The 22827-nt window shown below is 72.1% G+C and carries 19 protein-coding genes and 1 tRNA gene; 14 read left to right on the forward strand and 6 right to left on the reverse strand.

Translation table 11 applies throughout. The features are described from left to right. Positions 1-145: 145 nt before the first annotated feature. The gene (locus ACIQM4_RS13570; RefSeq protein ID WP_401590444.1) at positions 146-853 is read right to left on the reverse strand and encodes a DUF461 domain-containing protein; all 708 of its coding nucleotides are present in this window, start codon (positions 851-853) and stop codon (positions 146-148) included. A 689-nt stretch (positions 854-1542) separates the two neighbouring features. Here ACIQM4_RS13570 and ACIQM4_RS13575 point away from each other — a divergent pair. The 11 genes from ACIQM4_RS13575 to ACIQM4_RS13625 all read left to right on the forward strand — a co-directional run bounded on the left by ACIQM4_RS13575 (position 1543) and on the right by ACIQM4_RS13625 (position 13966). Next, a complete protein-coding gene (locus ACIQM4_RS13575; protein WP_003953493.1) occupies positions 1543-2025 on the forward strand; it encodes a CarD family transcriptional regulator in 483 nt (160 codons plus the stop codon). A 277-nt stretch (positions 2026-2302) separates the two neighbouring features. Beyond that, complete coding sequence (ispD, locus tag ACIQM4_RS13580; protein ID WP_401590446.1) at positions 2303-3073, forward strand: 2-C-methyl-D-erythritol 4-phosphate cytidylyltransferase; 771 nt, start codon at positions 2303-2305, stop codon at positions 3071-3073. Further along, complete coding sequence (ispF, locus tag ACIQM4_RS13585) at positions 3063-3566, forward strand: 2-C-methyl-D-erythritol 2,4-cyclodiphosphate synthase (RefSeq protein ID WP_401590449.1); 504 nt, start codon at positions 3063-3065, stop codon at positions 3564-3566. The genes ispD and ispF overlap by 11 nt, the downstream gene beginning before the upstream one ends. A 188-nt stretch (positions 3567-3754) precedes the next feature. Next, positions 3755-4360: a GNAT family N-acetyltransferase gene (locus ACIQM4_RS13590; RefSeq protein WP_401590452.1), complete on the forward strand. Its 606-nt coding sequence runs from the start codon at positions 3755-3757 to the stop codon at positions 4358-4360. A gap of 26 nt (positions 4361-4386) precedes the next feature. Next, complete coding sequence (locus ACIQM4_RS13595; RefSeq protein WP_401590454.1) at positions 4387-5937, forward strand: ABC transporter substrate-binding protein; 1551 nt, start codon at positions 4387-4389, stop codon at positions 5935-5937. Positions 5938-5939: 2 nt separating this feature from the next. Then, positions 5940-7754 carry an ABC transporter permease subunit gene (locus ACIQM4_RS13600; RefSeq protein ID WP_401591394.1) on the forward strand — a complete coding sequence of 605 codons (1815 nt, stop codon included), beginning with the start codon at positions 5940-5942 and terminating at the stop codon, positions 7752-7754. Further along, positions 7751-9082 carry an MDR family MFS transporter gene (locus ACIQM4_RS13605; RefSeq protein WP_401590457.1) on the forward strand — a complete coding sequence of 444 codons (1332 nt, stop codon included), beginning with the start codon at positions 7751-7753 and terminating at the stop codon, positions 9080-9082. The genes ACIQM4_RS13600 and ACIQM4_RS13605 overlap by 4 nt, the downstream gene beginning before the upstream one ends. A gap of 45 nt (positions 9083-9127) precedes the next feature. Next, entirely contained in the window at positions 9128-9532 is a 405-nt protein-coding gene (locus tag ACIQM4_RS13610; RefSeq protein ID WP_401590460.1) for a PPOX class F420-dependent oxidoreductase, read from the forward strand. A 78-nt stretch (positions 9533-9610) separates the two neighbouring features. Next, positions 9611-11011, forward strand: a complete 1401-nt coding sequence (gene cysS / locus ACIQM4_RS13615; RefSeq protein WP_401590463.1) for a cysteine--tRNA ligase — start codon at positions 9611-9613, stop codon at positions 11009-11011. Positions 11012-11145: 134 nt separating this feature from the next. After that, positions 11146-12102, forward strand: coding sequence for a 23S rRNA (guanosine(2251)-2'-O)-methyltransferase RlmB (gene rlmB / locus ACIQM4_RS13620; protein WP_401590466.1), 957 nt, complete (start codon positions 11146-11148; stop codon positions 12100-12102). 178 nt (positions 12103-12280) lie between these two features. Further along, on the forward strand, positions 12281-13966 hold the full coding sequence (locus tag ACIQM4_RS13625; RefSeq protein WP_401590469.1) for a DoxX family membrane protein: 1686 nt from the start codon (positions 12281-12283) through the stop codon (positions 13964-13966). Between the two features lie 118 nt (positions 13967-14084). On the opposite strand, the gene ACIQM4_RS13630 is transcribed toward ACIQM4_RS13625, so the two are convergent. The 3 genes from ACIQM4_RS13630 to ACIQM4_RS13640 all read right to left on the reverse strand — a co-directional run bounded on the left by ACIQM4_RS13630 (position 14085) and on the right by ACIQM4_RS13640 (position 16747). Next, entirely contained in the window at positions 14085-14813 is a 729-nt protein-coding gene (locus ACIQM4_RS13630) for an NDP-sugar synthase (protein ID WP_401590472.1), read from the reverse strand. Between the two features lie 101 nt (positions 14814-14914). Further along, positions 14915-15331, reverse strand: a complete 417-nt coding sequence (locus tag ACIQM4_RS13635; RefSeq protein WP_401590475.1) for a hypothetical protein — start codon at positions 15329-15331, stop codon at positions 14915-14917. 276 nt (positions 15332-15607) lie between these two features. Continuing rightward, complete coding sequence (locus tag ACIQM4_RS13640) at positions 15608-16747, reverse strand: ABC transporter ATP-binding protein (protein ID WP_401590478.1); 1140 nt, start codon at positions 16745-16747, stop codon at positions 15608-15610. A gap of 183 nt (positions 16748-16930) precedes the next feature. On the opposite strand from ACIQM4_RS13640, the gene ACIQM4_RS13645 reads away from it, so the two are divergent. Continuing rightward, positions 16931-17004: transfer RNA gene (locus ACIQM4_RS13645), tRNA-Thr, on the forward strand. Positions 17005-17138: 134 nt separating this feature from the next. Continuing rightward, positions 17139-18836, forward strand: coding sequence for an FG-GAP repeat domain-containing protein (locus ACIQM4_RS13650; RefSeq protein WP_401590481.1), 1698 nt, complete (start codon positions 17139-17141; stop codon positions 18834-18836). 136 nt (positions 18837-18972) lie between these two features. Here the strand turns inward: ACIQM4_RS13650 and ACIQM4_RS13655 are convergent, their stop codons facing one another. After that, positions 18973-20379 carry an NAD(P)/FAD-dependent oxidoreductase gene (locus tag ACIQM4_RS13655; RefSeq protein WP_401590484.1) on the reverse strand — a complete coding sequence of 469 codons (1407 nt, stop codon included), beginning with the start codon at positions 20377-20379 and terminating at the stop codon, positions 18973-18975. Between the two features lie 336 nt (positions 20380-20715). Continuing rightward, on the reverse strand, positions 20716-21987 hold the full coding sequence (locus ACIQM4_RS13660; RefSeq protein ID WP_401590487.1) for an NAD(P)-binding protein: 1272 nt from the start codon (positions 21985-21987) through the stop codon (positions 20716-20718). Between the two features lie 144 nt (positions 21988-22131). Here ACIQM4_RS13660 and ACIQM4_RS13665 point away from each other — a divergent pair, with 144 nt between their 5' ends. After that, on the forward strand, positions 22132-22809 hold the full coding sequence (locus ACIQM4_RS13665; RefSeq protein ID WP_401590490.1) for a pentapeptide repeat-containing protein: 678 nt from the start codon (positions 22132-22134) through the stop codon (positions 22807-22809). The last annotated feature ends 18 nt before the right edge of the window (positions 22810-22827 follow it).

The raw sequence follows: 22827 nt of genomic DNA on the forward strand, positions 1-22827 counted from the left end.
CAGCGCGCCCCGCCCCGGGGCCCCCCCCGCTCCGGGGCCGGGGGGCGGGCCGGGGGCCACATGTGCCCCCCTAACCCCCCCCCCCCCCCCCCCGGGGGGGCCCCCCGCGGTTTGCGGGGGGGGCCCCACTCGTGCGTCCGGTGTCTCAGTGGCCCGTCTGCGCGGTCGTGCCCGGCGACGCGCCGCCGAGCGGGGTACCGGGGGTGCCCGAGGGGGCCGGGCCGGTGGGGGTGCCCGTCGGCGTGCCGGTCGGGCTGCCCGTCGCGGAGGCGGACGGCGCGCCCGACGGGGTGGTCGGGACCTTCTCCGGGCCGAAGCCCTCGAAGTGCCCGGTGGCCGGGACGACGAACGCGCGCAGCGTCACGTTGCCGGTCTGGCTGAAGCTGAAGGTGACCGGCTGGGCGTTGCCGTTCTGCGCCGCCTCGCGGCCGTTCTCGACGACCGCGGACGCGTTGTCCTTGCCGCCGATGACGACGGAGCCGCCGGCCGGCACGGTGATCTTGCCCGCCGCGCCGCCGGTCGCACCCTTGGCCGGGGTGAGCTTCACCTGGGCGCTGCTGCCGCCCAGCTTGATGGCGTCGATGGTCTGCGGCTTGCCACCGTTGTTGAAGACCGTCGCGGCGACGACCGCGGGACCGGTGCCCACCGCGTTGCCCTTGGCCTTCTCCCGCGGCTGGGTGATCACCGTCGCGTTCTGGATCTTGATCTCGCCGTTGTCGACGGAGATCGCAGCGTTGTCGGGCTTGACTTCCAGCGTCTGGGCGTCGTTGCCTGCACCACAGGCGGCGAGCGAGACGATCGAGAACGCGAGGGCGGAAGCGGCGAGAGCGCCGCGTCGAAGGCTGCGGCTCACGGCGGCGGCAACTCCTAGGACGTTACGGACGGGCGGACTGCACGGCGTGCACGTTCTGCATGCTTAATGCGCGCTTAGGTTACCGAGCCGCCGACCGGCGTCCGCACCCGACCCGCCCCCGCTCACGCCCCGCTCGTGGACGGCGAGGGCGTGGGGCGCGTACGAAGGCGTGATTTCGTACAGCGTTCAATGGCGCGAAACGTTCGGCCCGGCGCGGCCCGTGGATATCGCCCGGGGAATGCGGGGCGCACCGCGGAATTGATCAAGCGGCCCCGGTCGCCGTCCCCGGTGGGTGAAGTCGCCGCCCCCGCCGTGGGTGAAGTCGCCCCCCCGCCGTGGGTGAAGTCGGCGCCCCCCGTCGGGTGAACCGGTGATCAATTCGGGGATTGCCGCGATTGCCGCCGTACGGGTGAGCGATCGCCGAACGGAGTAGACGAAGTTCACCTCATGGAACCCGACAAATCGGTACTTCTCGCCCTCGCGAGGGGCTCTTTGGTGCGTGTACCGTACGCGTTTCTCTTCGCCCGCAGAGCCGCTCCCACCTGCGAATACCGCCTTCCGCAAGGCTGCCGCAGCACGTTCCTGTTGTAGTTGTCAAGCCCCGAGATATGCCCTGACCTGCGGAAACGCCATTCAGAACAAGCAGTTTCCGTGTTACTCTGGATAGCCACGGAAGGGGTACCTGTCACATGACGTTCAAGGTTGGCGACACCGTGGTCTATCCCCATCACGGGGCCGCGCTGATCGAGGCCATTGAGACTCGCCAGATCAAAGGCGTGGACAAGACCTACTTGGTGCTCAAGGTCGCCCAGGGCGACTTGACGGTTCGTGTCCCGGCGGACAATGCGGAGTTCGTCGGCGTACGCGATGTGGTCGGGCAGGACGGTCTGGACCGGGTCTTCGAGGTGCTGCGGGCACCGTATGCAGAAGAGCCGACGAACTGGTCCCGTCGCTACAAGGCAAATCTGGAGAAGCTCGCCTCTGGCGATGTCATCAAGGTCGCTGAAGTTGTGCGTGACCTGTGGCGTCGTGAGCGCGAGCGCGGTCTCTCCGCCGGCGAGAAGCGCATGCTCGCGAAGGCGCGCCAGATTCTGGTGAGCGAGCTGGCTCTCGCGGAGAACACCAACGAGGACAAGGCCGAGGCCCTGCTGGACGAGGTACTCGCGTCGTAACTCCACATGCCGGTCACCCGGCGTGTGCGCTGATTTGTTTTTCTGGATGCCGCGGTGTCCGTCGGCTGACTGTGTCCGCAGTCGGCCGGCGGAGACCGCGGCATCTTTTTAACTTCGAAGATCATCCCCGCGTGCGGTGGGCCTTGCCGCTGCCCTGCCCCCGGTACCGATGCGCCACCCCGGCCGACTGTCACGGAAGGGTCCGGTCAGGGCGTCGCGTCCGGCTAGCTGAGGCCATACCCATGTCGGGCGAGTCGACAAACCTCCGGAGAGGCCGATGGCAGCCGAAGAGATCCACGCACCCCACGGAGCCGCCGGCCGTACCGCCGCGGTGATCCCCGCCGCGGGCCGCGGCATACGGCTCGGGCCGGGCGCCCCCAAGGCGCTGCGGTCCCTCAACGGGACCCCGATGCTGATCCACGCCGTCCTCGCGATGGCCGCCTCACGAGCCGTCTCGCTGGTGGTCGTGGTGGCCCCGGCGGACGGCGCGGGCGAGGTCAAGGCGTTGCTCGACGAGTACGAGCACGCACTGCCCGAGCGCACCGCCTGCCTGGTCGTGCCCGGCGGCGAGACCCGTCAGGAGTCCGTGAGGCTCGGGCTCGAAGCGCTGCCGGACGACATCACGGTCGTACTGGTGCACGACGCGGCACGTCCGCTCGTCCCGGTGGACACCGTGGACGCGGTGGTCGAAGCGGTACGGGCCGGAGCGCCCGCCGTGGTGCCCGCGCTGCCGCTCGCCGACACCGTCAAGCAGGTCACGCCGCAGCCGGGCGGACGGCCGGAGCCGGTCGTGGCGACGCCCGAGCGCGCACTGCTGCGGGCCGTGCAGACCCCGCAGGGCTTCGACCGGGCCACCCTGGTGCGCGCGCACCGCGCCGCACCCGCTGCGGGCGAGGGGGCCACGGACTGCGCCGGCATGGTCGAGCGGCTGGGCGAGCCGGTCGTGGTCGTGCCGGGGCACGAGGAGGCGTTCAAGGTGACCCGGCCGCTGGACCTGGTCCTGGCCGAGGCGGTACTCGCACGCAGGAGGGCCAACGATGGCTTCTGAGGACAACAGCGGCAGGCCGCTCGTTCCGCTGGTCGGGATCGGGACGGACATCCACGCCTTCGAGCGCGGGCGGGAACTGTGGTGCGCCGGGCTGCACTGGGAGAACGAGGAGTTCGGGCTCGCCGGGCACTCCGACGCGGACGTGGTGGCCCATGCGGCGTGCGACGCGCTGTTCTCGGCGGCCGGGGTCGGCGACCTGGGCGCGCACTTCGGCACCGGACGTCCCGAGTGGGCCGGGGCCTCGGGGGTGACGCTGCTGACCGAGGCGGCCCGGATCGTACGGGCCGCGGGGTTCGAGATCGGGAACGTGGCGGTGCAGGTGGTCGGTGTACGCCCCAAGGTCGGCAAGCGGCGCGAGGAGGCGCAGAAGGTGCTCGGCGCGGCCGTCGGGGCGCCGGTCTCGGTGTCCGGGACGACCAGTGACGGACTCGGTCTCACCGGCAGGGCCGAGGGACTGGCGGCGATCGCGACGGCGCTGGTCTACCGGGTCTGAAGCAGCCCCGAGCCGTGGGGCCGGTGTTCCGGGGGCCTAAACCCTCGTTCCGTGAAGCTGGTCTTCGAGGGCTTCAGCCCCCGTGGCGCGGGCCCGCCTGGGCGGAAGCACCCGTTCCGTTGTTGCGCACCGGTCGCACGTACGCTTGAGTCGCACGGATGTGGCGCAAGTGGAGGTAAGCGGTGACGGTGACCACTGAGGTTCGTACTCCTGGTCGGCAGTCCGGCCGCCTCCTCGGCCCGGGTTACGTACTGCGGGCCGCGACCGCCGAGGACGTCGGCGGGGCGCGGGCCGTCATGCTGGACACCGTCTACCGCGACCTGAGGTCCGGTTACGTGCCCCGCTGGCACGCGGACATCATCGACCTCGACGGAACGTATCTGCGCCCGGAGCGGCGCAGCCTCCTCGTCGTCGAGAAGGACGGCGAGATCGTCGCCACCGGCGCCGTCCGTGACCAGGGCCCGCAGTCGCCGCCCAACCCCGGGTGGATCGCCGAGCGGTTCCCCTCCGGGAGCACCGCCCAGCTCTGCCGGATCTATGTGCGCCCGGAGCACCGGCGGCACGGACTTGCCCGCGCGCTGGTGCGCGAACTGTGCGACTTTGTCGTCACGGCCGGCGGGTACGAGTCGGTCTACCTCCACACCGATCCGTCCGTGCCGGGTGCCGAGCCGTTCTGGCGGTCACTCGCGACCGAGGTCTGCGACGAGCGGGAGCTGCCCGGCGGGGGCCAGGGCATCGTCCACTTCGAGCTGCCGGTGGGCGCGGGGCCCGCCGCCGGCCCGGTCGCTAGGTGACAATCGTTTTCAGGTAGGGTCGATCCATGTCCTCCAGCCGTCCCATGTCCGCCGGTCGAGCCGGCTCCTCCCGGCGGCGTCGCGCGCTGCCCCTCGCCGCAACGGCCGCCGCGCTGGCCCTGACCGCGACCGCCTGCGCGGGCGGCGGTTCCGGCAGCGCGTCGGGCGCGGGCGAGGGCGGCCGGCTGCGGGTCGCACTCGCCTTCCCGCCCGCGCAGGCCATGTCCCCGTACGGCGACGACGCGGTGACCCTCAGCCGGCTCGCGGTCGTCGAGGGCCTGACCTCCCTCGGCAAGAACGGCGAGGCCCTTCCCTCGCTCGCCACCGAGTGGAAGCCCGACGGCGAGAAGAACTGGACCTTCACCCTCCGCAAGGCCGTCTTCCAGGACGGCAAGCCCGTCGATGCCGCGTCCGTCGTCCGCGCGCTGAGCGCCGCTGAGAAGGCGTCGCCCAAGCCGCGCGTCCTCAGCGACACCGACATCGAGGCCACGGCGACCGGCGCGCAGACCGTACGGATCACCACGAAGACGGCCGACCCACTGCTGCCCCAGCGGCTCGCGAACCCCTCGCTCGCCATCCTCTCGGCGGGCGCCTACACGGGCGGCAAGGTGAACCCCGCCGGGCACGCCACCGGCCCGTACACCCTCTCCAAGCTCACCGGCGCGGTCAGCGCCACCCTCAGCAGAAACGATTCCTACTGGGGTACGAAGGCCAAGGCGCCCGGCGTCGACGTCAAGTTCGTCGCCGACGGCAAGGCGCGGGCGAACGCGCTGCGCGCCGGACAGACCGACATCGCCGAGTACGTACCGGTCTCCCAGGCCTCCCTCCTCGCCAAGGACCAGGTCCGTGAGGTGCCCACCGCGCGGACCAACAGCCTGTACCTGAACACCAGGAAGGGCGCCTTCGCGGACGCATCGACGCGTGCCGCCGCACGGGCGGCCATCGACAGCAAGGCGCTGGTCGAGGGTGTCTACGAGGGCCGCGCCGACCCCGCGCAGGGCCTCTTCGGGCCCGGGGTCGCCTGGGCCGCCGGACAGCGGGTGCCGGTCGAGGGCAGGGCGGCCGCCGCGCCCAGGGACAAGGTCGCGCGGGCCGGGGAGATCGTCCTGGCCACCTACACCAACCGGCCCGAGCTGCCCGAGGTCGCCACCGCGGTCCAGCAGCAGCTGGAGAAGGCCGGGTTCAAGGTCCGTCAGGTCGTACGGGACTACGCGCAGATGGAGGCGGACGCGCTGGGCGGCAGGTTCGACGCGTTCATCCTGCCGCGCAACACCCTGCTCGACACCGGGGACCCCTCCTCCTACCTGGCCAGCGACTTCACCTGCTCGGGTTCCTTCAACATCTCGCAGCTCTGCGACAAGAAGGTCGACGCGGCGGTCGCCAAGAGCGTCGCCGCCGTCGACACCGCCACCCGGCAGGCGGCCGAGATGAAGGCCGAGGCGGCCGTGCTGGGCACGGACGCGGTGGTTCCACTGGTGCACGAGCGGTTCGTGCAGGGGGTCGGCAAGGGCGTCGAAGGCGTCTCGCTCGACCCGATGGAGCGGACGCTGGTCACCGCCGACACCCGTATCGGATGAGGCTGCGAGGGTTCGCCGGGAGGGCCGCGGCGCTGCTCGCCGTGGTCCTGGTCGTCGGGCTGCTGCCCTGGCTGACCAGGAACGACCCGGCCCTGACGATCCTCCACGCGCGGTACGCCGACCGGCCGCCGACGCCCGCGACGCTCGCCGCGATCCGCGCCGAGACCGGTCTCGACGGCGGGCCCCTGCACGTACTGGGCGGCTGGCTCGCCGGGCTGCCCCGCGGCGACCTCGGCACGTCGTGGGTGTCGGGTGCGCCCGTCGCCGACGTGAGCGCCGCACTCGGCGTCTCGCTGACCCTGATGGGCTGCTCGCTGCTGGTGGCCGTGGTGCTGGCGGCACTGCTCTGCCTGCGGACCCTGCGGCTCGGGGCGCGGCGGAGCATCGTACGGACGCGCGCGGGCGTGCCGGGTGCCGCGCTCGCCGCACTGCCCGAATTCCTGGTCGCGGCGATGCTCGCCACGGTGTTCGCCGTCCAGCTGAGATGGTTCCCGGCCGTCGGGTGGGGGACCTTCCCGGCCGTCGTGCTGCCCGCCGTGGCGATGGGGGTGCCGGCCGGGGCGCTGCTCGGGCGGCTGGTCGACGACGCGCTCCCCGCGGCCTTCGCCGAACCCTGGGCCAAGGCCGCCGTCGCGGGCGGGATACCGGGGCGCCGGGTGGCGCTGCACGCCCTGCGGCGGACCCTGCCCGCGGTGCTCCCGCAGTTCGGCTTCGTGGTGGTCGGGCTGACCGGTGGCGCGGTCGCGGTCGAGACCCTGTTCGCCGTCCCGGGCCTCGGCGGCACCGCCCTGGCCGCCGCCCTCGCCCAGGACCTGCCGGTGCTGCAGGCCTCGACGCTGGTGCTGCTGGTGCTGGGCATGCTGGCGGGGCTCGCGGTGCGGGGGGCCGGGCGGTTGCTGACGGGCCCGGCGCTGCGCGACGGCGCACTGCCCGCGCTGGTCAGGCCGCGTCTGGGCGCCGGGCGGGCGGTGCGGTGGACGGCCGTGCTGCTGACGGTGGTCTTCGTCGCGGTGGTGGTGGCGGGTCTGCTGCGGGACCCGTACGCGATCGACGTCACGGCCAGACTGGCGGGCCCCTCGGGCACGCATCCGCTGGGCACCGACTCGCTGGGCCGCGACACGCTGGCCAGACTCGGGCACGGCGCGGGCCGGACGGTACTGACGGCGCTCGCGGTGACGGCGGTGACGCTGGTGGTGGGCGTGCTGGCGGGACTGGTCTCGGGCCGGGCCGGCACGCGCGGCGGCGGCTTCACCGAGATGGTCAACGCGCTGCCGGCGATCGTCGCGGGACTGCTCGTCGCGGGGGTCGCGGGTCCCGGCGCGGGAGCCGCGGCGCTGGCCGTCGCGATGGTCGCCTGGGCCCCGCTCGCCGCGCACACCCAGGCGCTGTACGTCCAGGAGCGCGCGGCCCCGCACGTCGCGGCGGCCGAGTCGCTGGGCGCGGGAGGCCGCTGGATCCTGCGCAGACACGTGGCCCCCGGCGTGCTCCCGCCGGTACTGCGGCACGCGGTGCTGCGCATCCCCGCCGTCGCACTCGCCCTGGCCTCCCTCGGCTTCCTCGGCCTGGGCGCGGCCCCGCCGGCCCCCGAGTGGGGCCGGATGCTCGCGGAGAACATGCCGTACGCGGAACGGGCCCCCTGGTCGGTACTGGCACCCGCGGGAGCCCTGGTGGTACTGGGCGTGCTGGCCGTGCTGTGGGGAACGGTCGCGGGCGCACGAACCCCGGGCCGTCGGCGGAGCGACGGGACATCCACACCTGTGGACCGACCGGCGCCCATCCCGGCACCGCACGAGGAGCCGGCAGAGGTACGGGCATGAGTGGCGCACCACAACCCGGCACGCCTCCCTCCCGCCAGGACCGTCCCGAGGTGGACCCGACGGTTCCTCAGTGCCGCCCCCACAAGGCGGATGTCGGTACCTCCCGCCTCCGTGCCGTCGCCGAGATCCGGGGTCTGCCGTCGTACCTCCGGCTGCTCATCGGCACCCAGCTCGCCTTCAACGTCGGCTTCTTCGCCGTGCTGCCGTATCTGGCGCAGCACCTCGGCGGTGCTCTCGGGATGGCCGGCTGGGTGGTCGGGCTGGTGCTGGGGTTGCGGACGTTCAGCCAGCAGGGGCTGTTCGTGGTGGGTGGTGCGCTCACCGACCGGTTCGGGCCCAGGCCCGTGGTGCTGGCGGGCTGTGTGCTGCGGATCGGGGGGTTCGGGTGGCTGGCGTTCGCGGAGTCCGCGGGCGCCGTCGTCGGCGCCGTGCTGCTGATCGGGTTCGCCGCCGCGCTCTTCTCGCCCGCCGTCGAGTCGGAGACCGCGCGCGAGGCCGTGCGGTTCGAGGCGGCGAGCGGGACGCCCCGGGCGCAGGTGCTCGCGGTGTTCTCGGCGGCCGGGCAGGCGGGGGCGTTCGTCGGACCGCTCCTCGGGTCGCTGCTGCTGTTCAGCGGGTTCAGGGCCGCCTGCCTCGCGGGGGCGGTGGTGTTCGTGGCGGTACTGGCCGGGCACTGGCGGCTGATGCCCGCCCGCGCGGCCCCGCACAGCCGTGAGCACCGGCGCGGCGGGGTGCGGGCGCTGCTGCGCAGCCCGGGGTTCGTGGTGGTGTGTCTGGCGTACAGCTGCTACCTCGTCTCGTACAACCAGCTGTACCTCTCGCTGCCCGCCGAGGTGGAGCGGGCCACCGGCTCGCAGGCCGCGCTCGGCTGGCTGTTCGCGCTGTCCTCGCTGCTCGTGGTGTGCGTGCAGCTGCCCGTCACCCGGTGGGCCGGCCGTCGGCTGGGGCTGCGGACCGCGCTCGTCGCGGGGTTGCTGGTGGTGGCGCTGGGCTTCGTGGGGGTCGCGGTGTCGGTGCCGGTGCGGCCGGAGGGGATCGCCGGGCTGCTGCCGGGGGCGTTCCTCGTCGTCGCGATCACCCTCGGGCAGATGCTGCTGGTGCCCGCCGCCCGCGCCCTGGTGCCCGACCTCGTCGACGACCGGCACCTGGGCCTCGCGATGGGCGCGCTGTCGTCCGTCTCGGGGCTGGTGGTGCTCGTCGGAAGCTCCGCGACCGGCACGCTGCTCGCCTCCGGGGGCGTACTCCTGTGGGGTGTTCTGGCGGCCGTTCCGCTCGCCGGCGCACTTCTCGCGCGTTGCCTGCGCCTTGGCGGGCGGGAGGCGGGGTAGACGTAGTAACCACCATCCGCTCGTACCCCCGGAAGGACCGGCCCCGTGACCGCCGCACTCAGCGACCAGCTCAAGGCACTCCTCGACACCCCCGTCTTCATCAACGTGGCCACGATCCAGCCCGACGGCAGCCCCCAGGTGTCCCCGGTCTGGGTCAAGCACGACGGCGACGACGTGCTGTTCTCCACGACGGTCGGCAGGCGCAAGGAGAAGAACCTGCGCCGTGACCCCCGCGTCACCGTCCTCGTGCAGCCCTTCGACGACCCCTACTCGTACGCCGAGATCCGCGGCACCGCCGAGCTGACGCAGGAGGGCGGCCAGGAGCTCATCGACGAGCTGGCCGTCAAGTACACCGGCAAGAAGTACGCCGAGTTCAACCCGTCCTCCGTGAACGACGGACCCCGCGTTGTCGTCCGGGTCAGGGCCCGGAAGGTCGTCGGCAGCATCTGAGCGCGACCCGCACCGGGACGCCCCGTCCCGGTGCGGGGTACGGCCCGTACCACAGGAATTACTCGATACCCTTGAGAGGTGACTATTCGCCTGTACGACACCAGCGCCCGGCAGACGCGTGACTTCACCCCGCTCGTCCCGGGCTGTGTCTCGATCTACCTGTGTGGCGCTACCGTCCAGGCGGCCCCGCACATCGGGCACATCAGGTCGGGCCTCAACTTCGACATCATGCAGCGGTGGTTCACCCACCGCGGCTACGACGTGACCTTCATCCGCAACGTCACCGACATCGACGACAAGATCATCGTGAAGTCCGCCGAACAGGGCCGCCCGTGGTGGGCCATCGGGTACGAGAACGAGCGGATCTTCAACGACGGCTACACCGCCCTCGGTTGCCTGCCGCCCACCTACGAGCCCCGCGCCACCGGCCACATCACCGAGATGGTCGAGATGATGCAGGGCCTCATCGAGCGCGGTCACGCGTACGAGGCCGACGGCAGCGTCTACTTCGACGTGCGCTCCTACGACGGCTACCTCCAGCTCTCCAACCAGGAGCTGGACGGCCTGCGCCAGCCCGCCGAGGAAGGCATCACCGGCAAGCGCGACCCCCGCGACTTCGCCATGTGGAAGGCCGTCAAGCCCGGCGAGCCCAGCTGGGAGTCGCCGTGGGGCCGCGGCCGGCCCGGCTGGCACCTGGAGTGCTCGGCGATGGCGCACAAGTACCTCGGCGAGGCCTTCGACATCCACGGCGGCGGGATCGACCTGATCTTCCCGCACCACGAGAACGAGATCGCGCAGGCCAAGGCCTTCGGTGACGACTTCGCCAGCTTCTGGGTGCACAACCACTGGGTGACGATGGCCGGCGAGAAGATGGCCAAGTCCCTCGGGAACTCGGTCCTGGTCAGCGAGATGCTCAAGACCTGGCGCCCGATCGTGCTGCGCTACTACCTCGGCACCCCGCACTACCGCTCCGCCATCGAGTACAGCGAGGAGGCCCTGCGCGAGGCGGAGTCCGCCTTCGCGCGCATCGAGGGCTTCGTCCAGCGGGTGGTCGAGAAGGCCGGGGGCGTCGTCGAGCCCGCCGCCGAGGTGCCGCCCGCGTTCGCCGACGCCATGGACGACGACCTCGGGGTGCCGCAGGCCCTCGCGATCATCCACACCACGGTGCGGCAGGGGAACTCGGCGCTCGCCGCCGACGACAAGGAAGCCGCGATTGCCCGCCTCGCCGAGGTCCGTGCGATGCTCGGGGTACTGGGTCTCGACCCGCTGGACCCGCACTGGGCCGGTGAGTCCGACCGCGGTGAGGACCTGCACGGGGTCGTCGACACGCTCGTACGGCTCGTACTCGACCAGCGTCAGTCCGCGCGCGAGCGCAAGGACTGGGCGGCGGCCGACGCCATCCGTGACCAGCTCCAGCAGTCCGGTCTCGTCATCGAGGACAGCCCGTCCGGACCGAGGTGGACGCTCGGGCCCCGGTAGGGGCTTGCCGGACCGGGCCGAGGCAGGCCTCCCGATGTGCCGCCCGGAGCCCCGGGCGGCACACTTCATTTACGTCACGACAGTCGATCTGCATCACCATGTGGATCGCCGGATCCACAAGGAAACAGGTAGTCATGGCCGGCAACAGCCAACGCAGGAACCGACGCACGTCCAACAAGAAGGGCATGCAGGTCGGCAGCGGCGGCCAGCGGCGCAAGGGTCTGGAGGGCAGGGGCCCGACCCCGCCCGCCGCCGAGCGCAAGAAGCACAAGGCGAACCGCCTCGCCACCGCCAAGGCCAAGCACGCCCAGACGCGCCGCCCCGCGCCGCGCCGCGGCGGCGTCAAGGGCACCTCCGAGATGGTCGTCGGCCGCAACCCGGTCTACGAGGCCCTGCGCGACGGCGTCCCCGCCATCACCCTCTACGTGCAGCAGTTCATCGACAACGACGAGAGGGTCCGCGAGATCCTCCAGCTCGCCGGTGAGCGCGGCAAGATCAACCTGATGGAGGCCCCGCGCCCCGAGCTGGACCGGCTGACCGGCGGCCTGAACCACCAGGGCGTCGTCCTCCAGGTCCCGCCGTACGAGTACGCGCACCCGGAGGACCTGCTCAGCGCCGCGTACGACAACCACGAGACGCCGATGATCGTCGCGCTCGACGGTGTGACCGACCCGCGCAACCTGGGCGCCATCATCCGCTCGGTGAACGCGTTCGGCGGCCACGGCGTGGTCGTGCCCGAGCGGCGCGCGGCCGGCATGACCGCCGGTGCGTGGAAGTCCTCGGCGGGTACGGCGGCCCGCACGCCTGTCTCGCGCGTCACCAACCTGACGCGCGCGCTGGAGGAGTACAAGAAGGCCGGTGTCACGGTCGTCGGTCTGGCCGCCGACGGCGAGCACAAGGTCGAGGACCTGGAGCAGCTCGGCGGGCCCGTCGTCATCGTCATCGGCGGCGAGGGCAAGGGTCTGGGCCGCCTGGTCGGCGAGACCTGCGACTACCGGGTCCGTATCTCGATGCCCGGTGGCGCGGAGTCGCTGAACGCGGGCGTCGCCGCCGGAATCGTCCTCTACGAGACGGCGCGTCGTCGGAAGTAGTGACGTTTCTGCGCGACGGGCCCCGGATTCCTCCGGGGCCCGTTCGCGTCCACCTGCGTTGACCTGCGACGTCCGGTGCGACGACCGCCGCCCCGGCCCCCGGTACGTCCGGATTTGACGGGTCTCGGACAGATCGGCACCGTCAAGGCAGTGTCCTAAACACACATCACTCGGTTAGATGAGTGTGGACACCAGAACACCCGGGTTCGACGATCAGCCCGCACTGAGCATGGTCAAGGTGCCCTGCGACCCGGCGCAGGTCATCGTCAACCACGCCAGCTTCCGCGTGCAGCTCGCCCCGAGTAAGAGCGCGCGCCCCGCCGCGGTGCGGGGTGCCCTGGACCGGACGGCGATGATTCCGGCTCTGAGCGGGGCGGGGGCGGTGGCAGGAGCGGCGGCCGGAGCCGCCGCCGGACGCCGCAGGGCGCCCGTCGTGTGGTCGGGGAAGTCCGCGCCGGGCGATCCCGGTGCCGGCGGACTCCTGCAGGCCGTACGCAACTCGACCGCCACCGCACCCCGCCTCGACGGAATCGACGCGGGGGCGACGCAGCTCATCCCGCGGGTCGGGAGCACGGGGCCCGCCCCCGACGACACCGTGCAGAACCCGGTGGTCGGCGACGGGCAGGACGGCGGACCGCACACCCGGATGCTGCCCAGGATGCGGCAGGCCGAGGGCGCGTACGACACGTACGAGACGGATGAACAGCATTACGACGACGAGGAACTGACGGAGGAGCAGGAGACCGGGCGGGGGAGGGCCGACGGTCGTGGCCGGCAGACCTTCTACCCCGACCGGCGGATGAACCTCGGAGTGGTGCTGCTGCCGCTCCGGGTGTTCCTCGGCTTCATCTCCATCTACGCGGGCATGGGCAAGCTCTGCGACCCCGTCTTCTTCGACGGCGGCGAACGCGGCTCCATGGTCAAGTGGCTCAACTCGCTGCACCCGTGGGGGCTGGCCGAGCCGCTGCGGGACTTCGGGCTCGCGCACCCGGTCGGTGCCGGGCTCAGTGTGGCCTTCCTCCAGGTCATCGTCGGTGTGCTGACGGTCCTGGGGCTGTGGCAGCGGGTCGCGGGCGTCCTCGGGACGCTGCTGTCGGCGGCGCTGCTGCTGACCGTCAGCTGGAAGAGCGTGCCCGCGTACGACGCGCCGGACATCATCTATCTGGCCGCCTGGTCACCGCTGATCATCGCGGGCGCCCCTGTCTACTCGATGGACTCCCGGCTGGCCGGCGAGGCCTGGCGCACGCTGGGTCCGCGCAGCGAGGTGTGGGAACTGCGGCGGCGGGTGCTGCGGCGCGGTTTCCTGATGGTCACCCTGGTCGTCGGGTTGACGCTGCTGGTCGGTTCGGTGCTCGGCGGGGCGGTGCGCTCGGCCGAGGTCGTCGTGCCGGGACCCGACGACGACCCGGTCAACCACCTGCCGGGCCAGCCGCTGCCCAGGGAGACCGGCACCAAGCGGGCCACGCAGGACCCCGAGCGCCGGGCGCCGAGGCCCTCGGCAAGCGGCTCCACGGCTCCTTCGGTGCAGCCCAGGCCCTCCGGCAGCCCACGCTCCACGGCCACCTCCAACGCCACCACGGGCCCCAGCCGGCCCCGGGGCACCACCGGCCGCACCCCCACCAGGGAGACCGGCCCCGCCGAGACCGGGGCGGGCCCGACGGCCACCGCGGGACCGACCTCGACCGGCGGCGCGATCGGCGGCAACGGCACGAGCAGCACCGGCGGTTCGGAACCGGGCCCCGGTCCCGGCCCGGGCTCCGGGTCCGGCGGCTCCAGCTCCGGTTCGGGCGGCGGCGGCGACTCGGGCGGCGCCGCCAGCTCCGGCGGCGGCAGCGAACGGGTCATCGGCGGACTGCTCGGCTAGCACGAGGGAAGCTGCTCGGCCACGGCGAGGGGACCTGCGAGAGGACCCGCGAGAGGACCCGCGAGGGGAACCTGGAGGGCCCGGCACCGTGTCATCGGTGCCGGGCCCTTCCGGCGTCTCAACGCCCCTGTGCGGCGAGTTCCTTGGCGGCCTCGGTGAGGTCCTTGGCGGTGTCGATGGCCCGCCAGTACGCGCCCTGCGGAAGGGGGTAGCCGGCCAGGCTGCGGGAGCGGGCGAGGCGGGGGAAGGTGGTGCGCTCGTGGTCGCCCAGATCGGGCAGCAGCGCCGTGAAGGCGGCGGAGAAGACGTACACGCCCGCGTTGATGAGGTACGGGGACGGCGGGGACTCGATGAAGTCGGTGACGTTGCCGAAGGTGTCCGTCTCGACGGCGCCCCACGGGATGCGGGGGCGGGCCAGCGCGAGGGTGGCGGTCGCGTCGCGTTCGGCGTGGAAGGCGGCCATCTCGCGCAGCGAGAACCGGGTCCAGATGTCGCCGTTGGTGGCGTACCAGGGCTGTTCGGGGTGCGGCAGGTGCTGGGCGGCGAACTTGAGGCCGCCGCCGCGGCCCAGTGGCTCCGTCTCGACCACGGTCGTGACGCGCAGGGGCAGTTCGGTGGCGTGCAGCCAGTCCTGGAGCACCTCGGCGAGGTGGCCGCAGGAGACGACCGCGTCAGTGACGCCCTCGGCGGCCAGCCAGGACAGCTGATGGCCGATGATCGGGGTCCCGGTTCCGGGAATCTCGACCATCGGCTTGGGTCGGTCGTCGGTGTAGGGACGCAGTCGCGAGCCCTGGCCGCCGGCCAGGACGACGGCCTGCGTGGGAGCGGCTGTCGGAGTGGAGGTCATGCGGGGGACGATATGCGGCGCGGGGCGCGCCGCCGGTGAGGGGCAGGGCTGTCAGCGCTGTCTGGCGTTGCTCGGTCGTGTCCGTCGCGCGCTCGGGGCGCTCAGTCGTGGAAGTGCGCGACGCCGGACGCGAACGACGTGTCGCAGACGGGCCGCGAGTACGACTGCGCACGCGTGGGGCCGTAGTGCGTGACGGCCGCGCGGCCGAGCGCCCGCGCGATCTGCATGCAGTGCTTGGCGAGTGACGGACGGCGCTCGACCTCACGCTGGAGGTGGGTGAGGGCCGTTCCGGGGTCCTTTGCCTGAAGTTCGTCCAGCAGCCGGTCGCGCAGAATATCCTGGGGAGCACGGGACTTGGCCTTGGAGGAGACGTCCTCGGCGGACGCGGTCAGGATCTGGGACTCCGGAGTGCCGGCCACCCACGGGACGCGGGTGACGGCGAGGGTCCCGGAGAGCACCAGGACGACGGGCAGTACGAGGGCGAGAGTTCGGCCGATGCGGCGGGCTGTGTGAGTCACGCGAGTGAGCGTAGCGGCCGGTGACGATTTGGCGACATTCAGTCACCCTCATGGGGGACGGTTCGATGCTCCTTTTCGAATGAGGGGTTGACGTACGGGTATCGAAATGCCCAGTGTGCCGGGGTATTTGTCGACAGTCGTACCTAAACATGAAAGGGCCCCGCACCGAAGTGCGGGGCCCTTTCAGCAGGTTGTCAGGCAACCAGCCTTTCAGCGGGTTGTCAGGCAACCACAGCGGCCACGGCAGCCTCAAGGGCCGCGGTAGCCGCGGTGGCCTCAGTCGCTGAGACGCTCGCCCGTCTTCGTGGAGAAGACGTGCATCTCGCCCGGACGCGGGACGACGTGCAGCTCGGTGCCCTTGTCCGGCACGGCGCGGCCGTTGACGCGGACCACCAGGTCCTTGTGCTCGCCGCCGACCTCGGCGCTGCCGTAGACGTAACCGTCGGCGCCGAGCTCCTCGACGACGTTGACGGAGACGGCCAGACCGGCCGGGGCGTCGCTGGTGTCCTTCGACAGGGACCTGGCGGCGTCGCCGCCGCCGAGCTCGACGATGTCGAAGTGCTCGGGGCGGACGCCGACGGTGACGGTGGTGTCGCCCTTGTCGGCGGCGGCGGACAGGGCCTCCCGGCTGACCGGGACGACGCTGTTGCCGAACTTCACGCCGCCGTCGGTGATCGGCACCTCGACCAGGTTCATGGCGGGGGAGCCGATGAAGCCGGCGACGAAGAGGTTGGCGGGGCGGTCGTACATGTTGCGGGGGCTGTCCACCTGCTGGAGCAGACCGTCCTTGAGGACCGCGACCCGGTCGCCCATGGTCATGGCCTCGACCTGGTCGTGGGTGACGTAGACCGTGGTGATGCCCAGGCGGCGCTGGAGCGAGGCGATCTGCGTACGGGTCGACACACGGAGCTTGGCGTCGAGGTTCGACAGCGGCTCGTCCATGAGGAAGACCTGCGGCTCACGCACGATCGCGCGGCCCATCGCGACACGCTGGCGCTGACCGCCGGAGAGCGCCTTGGGCTTGCGGTCCAGGTACTCGGTGAGGTCGAGGATCTTCGCGGCCTCCTCGACCTTCTTGCGGATCTCCGCCTTGTTCACGCCGGCGATCTTCAGGGCGAAGCCCATGTTGTCGGCGACGGACATGTGCGGGTAGAGCGCGTAGTTCTGGAACACCATGGCGATGTCCCGGTCCTTCGGCGGCAGGTGCGTGACGTCGCGGTCACCGATGCGGATCGCGCCGCCGTTGACGTCCTCAAGACCCGCGAGCATGCGCAGGGAGGTCGACTTGCCGCAACCGGAGGGACCGACGAGGACGAGGAACTCGCCGTCCTCTATGCCGATCTCCAGCTGGTCGACGGCGGGCTTGGTGGAGCCCGGGTAGATCCGGGTCGCCTTGTCGAACGTGACTGTAGCCATGGTGATCTTGCCCTTCTACCGGCAGGAACGTGCCGGACGATCCGAGTGGAAGGAAGAATGGTCTGGTCCAGTGGGCGGACTGTTCCGTGACGCTACCCGGGGATCACGGTTCTGTCAGTAGTCCCGCAACGCGAATTGCGCTGGCGGTGGGGGCGGGCGGTCCGGTTAGACTCTTCGACGCACGCCTCCTTAGCTCAGCTGGCCAGAGCAACGCACTTGTAATGCGTAGGTCATCGGTTCGAATCCGATAGGGGGCTCTTCGAGCGAGTGGGCGCAGGGCCCCGGGTGAGCTGCCCGGGGCCCTGTGCTGTACGTTCCGCTCACGCCATGGGGGGACACCTGGCGTTGCCGCGGCAGCACGATGCCGCCCACTCACCACCAGGAACAACGCATGCGAAGACTTGTCGCTGTCGGGGGGACGGTGGCGCTGCTCGCCACCGCGGGGATGTCGCTGGCCGGGCCTGCGGCTGCCGCCGAGGAGTACTCGTTCGACTTCTTCCGGCCGGAGATCAACGTGCAGCCGGGGGACGGCTGGGCGGAGCTCGGGATCGGGTCCAGCCAGGGAATTCCGGACGGGACGTTCGTCTACGCCCTGAGCAGCAAGCCGCTCGACGACCCGGCCTGGGCGGGGGGCGGCCTCCCGGCCGGGCTCACGGCCGAGGTCGACGAGGAGTGCGACGCCTCCGGCACGCTCAAGGGCGTCTACCTCTGTCCGGTCGACGGCGACCACGGCAACCCGTACCCGCGCGTGCACGCCGCGCAGAACGCCGCGCACGACACCAAGCTGCACTACAGCCTGGTGTACGTGCCGCGCGGGGCGAGCGTCGAGGCCGGGATCAAGGACGCCCAGGTCGCGGCGACCAAGCCGGTCGACGGCACGCACGCCGTGCGCACGGTGACGGTGAAGTCGGCGGAGCACGTCGGGCAGAACACCATGAGGTTCACCGCCCCGGACCTGCCGTCCGGCGGCACCGTCACCCAGACCCTCGCCCTGCACGCGGTGGACAGGGCGCCGCTGAGCATCCAGTTCCAGGCCGCGGGCGGGCAGCGGCCCTGGGACTGGGAGGAGCCGGCGCCGGAGATCACCTCCACCGCGGTCACCGCGGGAGCCACCTGTGACCACAGCACCGGTTCGCTGGCCGACGGCGGTGGGATCACCTGCGAGGTCGACAAGCCGGGCGACTACACGCTCACGTACACCCTCAAGGCCCCCGCCGGGCTGGCCGCCTGGAAGATCGAGGCCCTCGCCACGTACGAGGTCTACAACTTCGGCAGGGGGAACCCGGAGACGATCGGGCAGTTCGCCGTGCAGAGCGAGCGCCCCGTCCGGAGCCGCTACAACCTGCTCGCCCGGGAGGCCGACGGCACCATGCGGGTCTACCGGGGCTCGGGCAAGGCGCCGCAGGTGTTCAAGGCCGACCCGTGGCAGGTCGGCGGCTGGCAGGGTTACACCGCGCTCGCCAAGCTGGGCCCGCTCAGCACCGAGGACAAGGGCAACGGCATCGTCGCCCGCGACGCCGCCGGAACCCTGTGGTCGTACGGCACCGAGATCGTCAGGGACGACATCGGCGAGCGGATGAAGGTCGGCGGCGGCTGGAACGAGTACTCCGCGCTCGCCGGCATCGGTGACGGGACCGGGGACGGCAACTACGACCTGGTGGCCCGCACCGCGGCCGGGATGCTCTATTTCTACGAGGGCACGCGCAACCAGGCGGCCCCGTTCAGGCCCCGCGTGCAGATCGGCAAGGGCTGGCAGGAGTACGACGCCCTGACCGGGCTCGGGGACGCCACGGGCGACGGCAAGGGCGACCTGGTGGCGCGGACCGCGGCCGGGATGCTCTATTTCTACGAGGGCACCGGCAAGGCGGGCGCCCCGTTCAAGCCGCGGGTCCAGATCGGCAAGGGCTGGCAGATGTTCTCCGCCCTGTCCGGGACCGGCGACCTGAACGACGACGGCCGGGCGGACCTGGTCGCACGGGACAAGGGCGGGGTGCTCTATTTCTACGAGGGCACCGGGAACCCCGCCGCGCCGTTCAGGCCGATGGTGAAGGTCGGCGCCGGCTGGAACGTGTTCAACGCGCTGCTGTGACGGGGTGACCGCGTGGTGGGCGGGGGTTGTTGGGGGCCGGGGGCCGGGGGCCGGGGCGTGTGACCGGGCCCCGGCCCTCGGCCCCGGCCCCCTCATCTGCTTGCTTGCTTACTCACTTACGTAACTACGTGCGGGCTCAGTGGCGGCCGGAGACTCGGTCGGCCAGGGTGGCGAGGCGGTGGGTGGCCGGGCTGTGGCCGGTGAGTTCGCGGCGGTCGGCCTCGCGGTAGGCGGCGTACATGGCCTGGACGCCGAGCCAGCGGAGCGGCTCCGGCTCCCACTTGCGGACCTTGTGGTTGACCCACGGCAGGGTGGTCAGGTCGCTCGCGCCGCCCTGGCCCGAGTCCTGCAGGAAGAGGTCGCGCAGGGTGCGGGCGGCGAGGTTGGTGGTGGCGACGCCCGAGCCGACGTAGCCGCCGGCCCAGCCGAGGCCGGTCGTACGGTCCAGGGTGACGGTGGCGCACCAGTCGCGGGGCACGCCGAGGACGCCCGACCAGGCGTGGGCGACGCGGGTCCCGGCGAGGGTCGGGAAGAAGCGGACCAGGATCTCGCGCAGGAGGTCCACCGTGGCGGCCTGGGTGCGGCCGTCGTTGTCGGTCCTGGAGCCGAAGCGGTAGGGGACGCCGCGGCCACCGATGGCGATGCGGTCGTCGGCGGTGCGCTGGGCGTACATGTACGCGTGTGCCATGTCGCCGAGGTTCTCGCGCCCCTCCCAGCCGATGGTCTCCCAGAGGGCGGCGGGGATCGGATCCGTCACGATCATGGACGAGTTCATCGGGAGCCAGGTGCGGCGCTGGGAGTCGAGGGAGGCGGTGAAGCCCTCGGTGCAGCGCAGCACGTACGGGGCGCGGACCGTGCCGTACGGGGTGCGGGCGTGCTTGGGCTCGATGGCGGTGACGGGGGTGGACTCGTGGATCGTGACGCCCAGCGCCTCCACGGTCTCCGCGAGCCCCTTGACCAGCTTCGCCGGGTGCAGGCGGGCGCCGTGCGGGGTCCAGCCGGCACCGACGACTCCGGCGACCCGGACGCGGGCCGCGGTGTCGCGGGCACCGAGCAGGACGCGGTCCTTCTCGCCGAAGGAGGCCTCGTGGGCGTGGAAGGCCTTCAGTCGCGCGAACTGGGCGGGTGTGTAGGCGACTTCGAGCACGCCGCCGCGGTGGATGTCGGCGTCGATGTGCTCCGCGGCAGCGATGTCGACGACCTCGGTGACCGTGTCGTTCATGGCGCGCTGGAGGCGGGTGGCGGCCTCCTGGCCGTGCAGCGCGGCGTAGCGGTCGCGGCCCGCGACGCCGTTGTAGAGCCAGCCGCCGTTGCGCCCGGAGGCGCCGTAGCCGCAGAACTTGGCTTCCAGGACGGTGATGTTGAGGAACGGAACCGCCTTCTTGAGGTAGTACGCCGTCCACAGACCGGTGTAACCACCGCCGACGATGCAGACGTCGGCGGTGGAGTCCCCGGGCAGGGGCTCGCGTGGGGTGGGTATGCCTTGCTCGGCGTACCAGAAGGAGATTCCTCCGTTGGCGGTGTCGGTCCTTGCCTTACGCATGATGACCTTCGTCCTGTCTGCACGCTTTGGCTGCTCAGGGGGGTGGTGGTGCGGGGACGCTAGCGGGCGGGGGGAGGGTGGGGCAAGGAGTGGCTTGCGGGGGGGTGTGTGTGCGGGTGTGCGCGTGGCTACGACGCGCGGGCACGGGCCGCACGCTTGCCGGGGGGCCGGGCTGCTCGTACGTGAGGTTCTCGGCGGGACCGAAGGCATGGAGGCGGACGGCGTGCATGGTCAACTCCTGGATGCGTGCGGAGGTATGACATCTGGGGGAGGCGCGCCTCTGGGCGCTGTGCGTGCTTCCCGGTGGTCAGCCTCCGGCCTCAAGCGTGGTCGAGGTCAACCGCGGGTCCGAGTGTCGCGCCGTGACGAGTTCGTGCCGTGGTGCCGTGGGGTGCGCAGGGCCAGGGACACCGCTTCCAGGGCGCTGTTGAAGGACACTTCGGCGAGCAGTCCCGGGGCAGCGACCTGGTCTCCCGCCAGGTAGACACCGTTGCCTCGGTCGATGGCAGGACGCTCTCGCCAGGTGCTGCCGGGCAGGTCGAGGGCGCCGGTGCGGCCGGCGGCGAGAGCCTCGCTGCGGTACGTGACGCGCTCCCGCCAGCCGGGCAGGCCGAGGTCCAGGAGGCGTTCGGCACGGACGATCCCGGCGTGCCTCGACTCGTCCGGCGCGAGCGGGAGTTGGGCCTGGATCAGTTGCTCGCCCGGCGGGGCCAGGGTCGCGTCCTGGGCGGTGAACCGCTCGACCCAGCCGGGTGCGTCCAGGTCGCAGACGATGAACGCGTCACCCCGCCGGGCGCGCAGACCGAGGTCGAGCAGCGCGGTCCGGCCGCTCTGCTGAACGAGGGTGTCGTCGGCGAGGAGACCGCGGGCGGCCGGTAGCGACGTGGCGACGATCACCGGGCCGAGCGCGGCGGCCGCGGAGAGTTCGGCGGTGCTCACGCGCGAGCCGGTGTCGATGCGTACGCCGAGCCGGACCGCGTGGGCGACCAGCCGGTCGACCACCGAACCCCAGCCGCCCACCGGGTACTTAGCCTCCGGCGGCATCGCGAGCACTCGGTGCAGGCGCTCCTGCACGAAGCGGGCGGAGAGGGTGCCGGGGTCGTGGTGGAAGACGGCCACCCCGATGGAGTGCGCGGCGTACCGGGCGTCGCGCTCGCCGATCAAGGAGGCCGCCCAGGTGTGGAAGTCGGCGTCCACGGGGGCTTCGTGCGCCGGGCGGCGGCCGAGGCGGAGCACGGCCATGGGAGGCAGGCGGCGGAGCTCCCCGGCGCGGTGGAAGCGGACGCCGAGCGAGGCGCGCACGGGGACCGCGGCGACGGGCCCGGTCAGGTCGCGCCGGCGGAGCCACGCCCAGAGGGGGCCGCGGGAGTAGAGGGCGTGCGGGCCTTCGTTGGTGCGGTACGGACCGTCGGCGGTACGGGCCCGGCCGCCGGCGGTGTGATGGGCCTCGCGCAGGTGCACCCGGGTGCGGCCGGACCTGACGGCGGCCGACTCGGCGGCGGAGACGGCGGCGACGAGACCGGCGAAACCGCCGCCGACGACGGTGAGGGTGGTGACGGGTGCCCCGGGCCCGGTGGAAATGTTGGCGGGGCGGGCTGCTGCGGACATGACGGGGGCCTCCCGGGCCGGAGCGGGTTCGGTGGTGCCTTCGGGAGTGATGACGGGTGGGGGACGGCGGGGTGTGACATCAACCCCCCACCCTCCTCAGCACCGCAAGCCGCCTTGTCAGTGGCGTGGTGCAGCATGGGGTGCATGGCTCGTGAGGCGAAGAAGAACCAGGTCCCGGCGGTACGACGTGCACAGGTGCGGCTTCCGGAGCTACTGCCCTTCGAGGACGGGGAGCTGGAGTCGGAAGGGGATTACGACGGCCTGGAGTTCCGGGACCTGGACCTTGTGGGGCAGGAGGGCCGCGGCGCCCGGTTCATGGACTGCGGGCTGTACGGGGTGGCGTTGGACGAGACGCGGCTCAGCAGGGTGCGGGTCATGGACTCGGTGCTGGAGGGCGTACGCGGCGTCGGGACGAACCTCGCGGAGGCGTCACTGCGCGACGTGGAGATCGTCGACGCGCGACTGGGCGGGACCCAGCTGCACGGGGCGGTGCTGGAGCGGGTGGTGGTCCGGGGCGGGAAGATCGACTACCTCAACCTGCGCAGGTCGAAGCTGACGGACGTGATTTTCGAGGGGTGCGTGCTGGTCGAGCCGGACTTCGGCGACGCGACGCTGAACCGGGTGGAGTTCCGCGACTGCGCGTTGCGGGGGGTGGATCTGAGCGGGGCCACGCTCAAGGACGTGGACCTGCGGACGGTCGCTTCGCTGGAGATCGCCCGCGGGGCGGAGAGGCTGCGCGGGGCGGTGATCGGGGTCTCGCAGATGCTGGACCTGGCGCCGGTCTTCGCGGGGGTGATGGGGGTGCGGGTGGAGGGGGCGTAGGGGAGGTGGGGGCGCGGG

The sequence above is a fragment of the Streptomyces sp. NPDC091272 genome (genome assembly GCF_044757485.1).
Classification (GTDB): Bacteria; Actinomycetota; Actinomycetes; order Streptomycetales; family Streptomycetaceae; genus Streptomyces.

Excerpts from the sequence above, each read along its gene's own strand:
- ACIQM4_RS13595 (WP_401590454.1), top strand. The coding sequence starts at position 4,387 with ATGTCCTCCAGCCGTCCCATGTCCGCCGGTCGAGCCGGCTCCTCCCGG.
- ispD (WP_401590446.1), top strand. The coding sequence starts at position 2,303 with ATGGCAGCCGAAGAGATCCACGCACCCCACGGAGCCGCCGGCCGTACC.
- ACIQM4_RS13655 (WP_401590484.1), bottom strand. The coding sequence starts at position 20,379 with ATGCGTAAGGCAAGGACCGACACCGCCAACGGAGGAATCTCCTTCTGG.
- ACIQM4_RS13625 (WP_401590469.1), top strand. The coding sequence starts at position 12,281 with ATGAGTGTGGACACCAGAACACCCGGGTTCGACGATCAGCCCGCACTG.
- ACIQM4_RS13660 (WP_401590487.1), bottom strand. The coding sequence starts at position 21,987 with ATGTCCGCAGCAGCCCGCCCCGCCAACATTTCCACCGGGCCCGGGGCA.
- ACIQM4_RS13605 (WP_401590457.1), top strand. The coding sequence starts at position 7,751 with ATGAGTGGCGCACCACAACCCGGCACGCCTCCCTCCCGCCAGGACCGT.
- ACIQM4_RS13630 (WP_401590472.1), bottom strand. The coding sequence starts at position 14,813 with ATGACCTCCACTCCGACAGCCGCTCCCACGCAGGCCGTCGTCCTGGCC.
- ACIQM4_RS13640 (WP_401590478.1), bottom strand. The coding sequence starts at position 16,747 with ATGGCTACAGTCACGTTCGACAAGGCGACCCGGATCTACCCGGGCTCC.
- ACIQM4_RS13650 (WP_401590481.1), top strand. The coding sequence starts at position 17,139 with ATGCGAAGACTTGTCGCTGTCGGGGGGACGGTGGCGCTGCTCGCCACC.
- rlmB (WP_401590466.1), top strand. The coding sequence starts at position 11,146 with ATGGCCGGCAACAGCCAACGCAGGAACCGACGCACGTCCAACAAGAAG.
- ACIQM4_RS13665 (WP_401590490.1), top strand. The coding sequence starts at position 22,132 with ATGGCTCGTGAGGCGAAGAAGAACCAGGTCCCGGCGGTACGACGTGCA.
- ispF (WP_401590449.1), top strand. The coding sequence starts at position 3,063 with ATGGCTTCTGAGGACAACAGCGGCAGGCCGCTCGTTCCGCTGGTCGGG.
- ACIQM4_RS13575 (WP_003953493.1), top strand. The coding sequence starts at position 1,543 with ATGACGTTCAAGGTTGGCGACACCGTGGTCTATCCCCATCACGGGGCC.